This is a genomic window from Streptomyces sp. SM11 (genome assembly GCF_002910905.1).
GTDB lineage: Bacteria > Actinomycetota > Actinomycetes > Streptomycetales > Streptomycetaceae > Streptomyces.
Window position 1 is genome coordinate 1 of sequence record NZ_NEUE01000199.1, and the last position, 4,422, is coordinate 4,422.

Genomic DNA, 4,422 nt, shown 5'->3' on the forward strand with positions numbered 1-4,422 from the left:
CAGGTGTTGGCGGTGGGGTTGTTGCCGGATTCGTTGACGGATCGGGGGAATGCGAAGTTGTTTGTGCGGTTGTATGCGCGGGATTACCGGCATGTGTCGGGTCTGGGGTGGTATCGGTGGGACGGGACGCGGTGGCGGAGTGATGAGGACGATACGGTGCTGTGGGCGGCGGGGGAGATGGCGGAGGGGATCGCCACGAGTGATCCGCGGGGGGTGTATTCGGATGCGGTGTTGCACAGGCATCGTCGTCGTGCGTTGAGTACGTCGGGGATCAACGCGCTGCTGGGGCAGGCGAGGTCGGCGCCGGGGATGGTGCTGAGCGCGGGTGCGCTGGACGCGGACCCGTATGTGCTGTGCACGCCGGCGGGGATCGTGGATCTGCGGTCGGGGGTGCTGCGGGCTCCGGATCCGGACCGGGACTTCCATTCCCGTTCGACGTCGATCGGTCCGCGGCGGATGCCGACTCCGCGCTGGAACCGTTTCCTGGCCGACACGTTCGGGGACGATGCCCAGGGCACGGAGATGATCCGTTTCCTGCATCTGCTGCTGGGGTACTCCCTCACCGGTGATGTCGGGGCGCAGGTCCTGCCGTTCCTCTTCGGTTCGGGGAAGAACGGGAAGTCCGTTCTCCTGGACGTTCTGATCAAGCTTCTGGGTGACTACGCCGATGCTGCGCCTCCCGGTTTCCTGATGGCCCGGCCCTTCGAGGGACACCCCACCGATCTCGCCGAACTCCACGGCCGCCGCGTGATCGTGTGTTCCGAGGTCAAGCCGGGTGACCGTTTCGACGAGGCCCGGGTCAAACTCCTGACCGGCGGCGACCGCATCAAGGCACGCCGGATGCGCCAGGACTTCTTCTCCTTCGCCCCCACCCACAAACTCTGGCTCCTGGGCAACCACCGCCCCGAGGTCGGTACCGGCGGCTACGCCTTCTGGCGCCGGATGCGTCTGATCCCCTTCGACCGTGTCGTCTCCGACCACCAGAAGATCGACAACCTCGCCGACATCCTCGTCACCGAGGAAGGCCCCGGCATCCTGAACTGGCTCGTCACCGGAGCCCATCAGTACCTCAACAGCCCACGCGACCTCACCGGACCCGAAACCGTCCGCATCGCCACCACCGCCTACGCCGAGACCGAGGACCACACCGGCCGTTTCCTCACCGAACGCTGCACCCTCCAGCCCCACCACCGTGTCGAACAGGCCCGCCTCTACAACGCCTACAGAACCTGGTCACGCGCCGAAGGCATCACCCCCACCTCCTCCCGCGCCTTCGCAGCCCGCGTCCGCGAAACCATCGGACTGTCCTCACCCAAAGAAATGCTCCTCTCCAACCAACGCAAGCACTACCCCGGCATCCACCTCCTCCCCGACCAAGCGGAAGTGGAGTGAGCGCTCTGGCTCGACGGGGACGAGATCAGCGAGGAGGACACGCTGGTCCGGCTGGAGAACGTCCCGCCTCTGGACTACGTACGACAGAGCCTGGACCGGCGGGGAAGTTCCCGCGCGACACCGTTTCCTCCGGGGGCCACGCCGCCGGTGCGCCAGCGGAAGCCGTCGACCCAGCCACGCTCGCCCCCCGTGCCAAAGGGCACAAGACCGAACGCTCAGAAGGCGGACCCCTCTCCAGCGCCACCCGCCAACGCGGCACCGCCCCGCCTTGATGAAGCAGGAGGCGGCGTCCGAGGCCGATTCCCGTCGTGCCGGACTCACGTCGCGCCCCGGTTGTCGCGGTACTCGTCTCGATTTCACCTTCGAGGCGAGCATTCTCGGAGATGGGCTCGCCCGGTACCGCTTCTACGCTGTCACCCATCCGGCAGTCAAGAAGGAGTTCTTTTGTGGCAGGTGTCGCTGAGTCACCGGGGCATGGTCACAGAGGCCTCCCCGGAAGAGGAGTCGGTCCGGCGACACGGCCCGCCCCTGTTCGTGTGACCGATCGCCGACTTCCCGCCGGCGGCCATCCGGTCGGCGGAGGCCGTGGACCAGGCCGTCTGCGGCATGTTGATGGAGTCCATACCCGGCAACGGTCCGTGCACGTCGGCGCTCCCCTTGGCGGCCCCCGGCTCAGGCCTGGCCTCCGGTCCGGCCGGGACGCTCACCGCATACGACATCGCCCTGTCCGCCACGGTCGCCACGGTGCCGGGGAGTGCGAACAGTCGCGCCGCCCGTGCCGCCCGGATCAGCAGGCCGCTGGGACGGCCGTTCCTCGGTACGGCCACGGTCCTGGTCGTGCGGGCGGCGGTGGTAGATCTCGTGCGGACGTCAGTCGGCTCGCGCGCCAAGAGAGCGTCTCCTGGCATCCGACCGCTCCTTGGAGCTTCTGATATCGGAGGATCCGCACGTACCGTGCCGTTTTACGTCCCGGCCCCGTACCGCGAGGCCGAAGGATCTCATACCCCGCCCCGGGCGGACGCGTTATCCGACCTTAGGCTGCTCATGGCCGCGCGCCCGGGGCACAGTGTCTACAAGCGGCTGTGGTCGAGGAGGAGGCGGAGTGAGTGCTCTGATCGACGGGGACGAGATCAGCGAGGAGGACACGCTGGTCTGGCTGGAGGACGTCTCCCCCCTGGACTACGTACGACAGAGCCTGGACCGGCTGCCCAACCGGCGGGGGAAGCCCGCCTACCATCGTGACGGACGGATGGTCGGATACGCGGTCCTGCGGCCCGGGGCCAGAGCCTCACGCTCCTCGGGCACCTTCCGCCGGCGAGTGTTCTGGCTGCTGCCCCACGACCGGGACACCGACCCCAAGGGCCTCTACGCCACCGGTGCGCCAGCGGAAGCCGTCGACCCAGCCACGCTCGCCCCCCGTGCCAAAGGGCACAAGACCGAACGCTCAGAAGGCGGACCCCTCTCCAGCGCCACCCGCCAACGCGGCACCGCCCCGCCGGGCTGCCCTGGTCCTTGGTCGGTGCCCCACCAGTAGTCACTCCGATTGTTCCTGCGCGGGGGCCGGACCCGCTGCCGACGGTCTGGACCCTGAGGTACTCCGGTGGACGACCTCGACGATCACCCCCGACCAGCCTCGCTGCACGGCTCGATCGCTTGGTCGGGGAGGAGGTGGATGCCGGGGTAGTGCTTGCGTTGGTTGGAGAGGAGCATTTCTTTGGGTGAGGACAGTCCGATGGTTTCGCGGACGCGGGCTGCGAAGGCGCGGGAGGAGGTGGGGGTGATGCCTTCGGCGCGTGACCAGGTTCTGTAGGCGTTGTAGAGGCGGGCCTGTTCGACACGGTGGTGGGGCTGGAGGGTGCAGCGTTCGGTGAGGAAACGGCCGGTGTGGTCCTCGGTCTCGGCGTAGGCGGTGGTGGCGATGCGGACGGTTTCGGGTCCGGTGAGGTCGCGTGGGCTGTTGAGGTACTGATGGGCTCCGGTGACGAGCCAGTTCAGGATGCCGGGGCCTTCCTCGGTGACGAGGATGTCGGCGAGGTTGTCGATCTTCTGGTGGTCGGAGACGACACGGTCGAAGGGGATCAGACGCATCCGGCGCCAGAAGGCGTAGCCGCCGGTACCGACCTCGGGGCGGTGGTTGCCCAGGAGCCAGAGTTTGTGGGTGGGGGCGAAGGAGAAGAAGTCCTGGCGCATCCGGCGTGCCTTGATGCGGTCGCCGCCGGTCAGGAGTTTGACCCGGGCCTCGTCGAAACGGTCACCCGGCTTGACCTCGGAACACACGATCACGCGGCGGCCGTGGAGTTCGGCGAGATCGGTGGGGTGTCCCTCGAAGGGCCGGGCCATCAGGAAACCGGGAGGCGCAGCATCGGCGTAGTCACCCAGAAGCTTGATCAGAACGTCCAGGAGAACGGACTTCCCGTTCTTCCCCGAACCGAAGAGGAACGGCAGGACCTGCGCCCCGACATCACCGGTGAGGGAGTACCCCAGCAGCAGATGCAGGAAACGGATCATCTCCGTGCCCTGGGCATCGTCCCCGAACGTGTCGGCCAGGAAACGGTTCCAGCGCGGAGTCGGCATCCGCCGCGGACCGATCGACGTCGAACGGGAATGGAAGTCCCGGTCCGGATCCGGAGCCCGCAGCACCCCCGACCGCAGATCCACGATCCCCGCCGGCGTGCACAGCACATACGGGTCCGCGTCCAGCGCACCCGCGCTCAGCACCATCCCCGGCGCCGACCTCGCCTGCCCCAGCAGCGCGTTGATCCCCGACGTACTCAACGCACGACGACGATGCCTGTGCAACACCGCATCCGAATACACCCCCCGCGGATCACTCGTGGCGATCCCCTCCGCCATCTCCCCCGCCGCCCACAGCACCGTATCGTCCTCATCACTCCGCCACCGCGTCCCGTCCCACCGATACCACCCCAGACCCGACACATGCCGGTAATCCCGCGCATACAACCGCACAAACAACTTCGCATTCCCCCGATCCGTCAACGAATCCGGCAACAACCCCACCGCCAACACCTG

At 67.6% G+C, this 4,422-nt stretch carries 5 protein-coding genes; 3 read left to right on the top strand and 2 right to left on the bottom strand.

What is annotated here, in order from left to right:
* Positions 1-3: 3 nt before the first annotated feature.
* The gene (locus tag B9S58_RS18630) at positions 4-1,392 is read left to right on the top strand and encodes a phage/plasmid primase, P4 family (RefSeq protein WP_103533262.1); all 1,389 of its coding nucleotides are present in this window, start codon (positions 4-6) and stop codon (positions 1,390-1,392) included.
* Positions 1,389-1,664: a DUF6009 family protein gene (locus B9S58_RS38465; RefSeq protein ID WP_258044688.1), complete on the top strand. Its 276-nt coding sequence runs from the start codon at positions 1,389-1,391 to the stop codon at positions 1,662-1,664. Before B9S58_RS18630 ends, B9S58_RS38465 begins: the two co-directional genes overlap by 4 nt.
* 192 nt (positions 1,665-1,856) lie before the next feature.
* Here the strand turns inward: B9S58_RS38465 and B9S58_RS18640 are convergent, their stop codons facing one another.
* Positions 1,857-2,300 carry a hypothetical protein gene (locus tag B9S58_RS18640; protein ID WP_103533259.1) on the bottom strand — a complete coding sequence of 148 codons (444 nt, stop codon included), beginning with the start codon at positions 2,298-2,300 and terminating at the stop codon, positions 1,857-1,859.
* 194 nt (positions 2,301-2,494) lie between these two features.
* Here B9S58_RS18640 and B9S58_RS18645 point away from each other — a divergent pair, with 194 nt between their 5' ends.
* Complete coding sequence (locus B9S58_RS18645) at positions 2,495-2,926, top strand: DUF6009 family protein (protein ID WP_103533260.1); 432 nt, start codon at positions 2,495-2,497, stop codon at positions 2,924-2,926.
* Between the two features lie 83 nt (positions 2,927-3,009).
* Here B9S58_RS18645 and B9S58_RS18650 read toward each other — a convergent pair whose 3' ends face one another.
* Positions 3,010-4,419 carry a phage/plasmid primase, P4 family gene (locus B9S58_RS18650; RefSeq protein WP_103533261.1) on the bottom strand — a complete coding sequence of 470 codons (1,410 nt, stop codon included), beginning with the start codon at positions 4,417-4,419 and terminating at the stop codon, positions 3,010-3,012.
* Positions 4,420-4,422 lie beyond the last annotated feature (3 nt).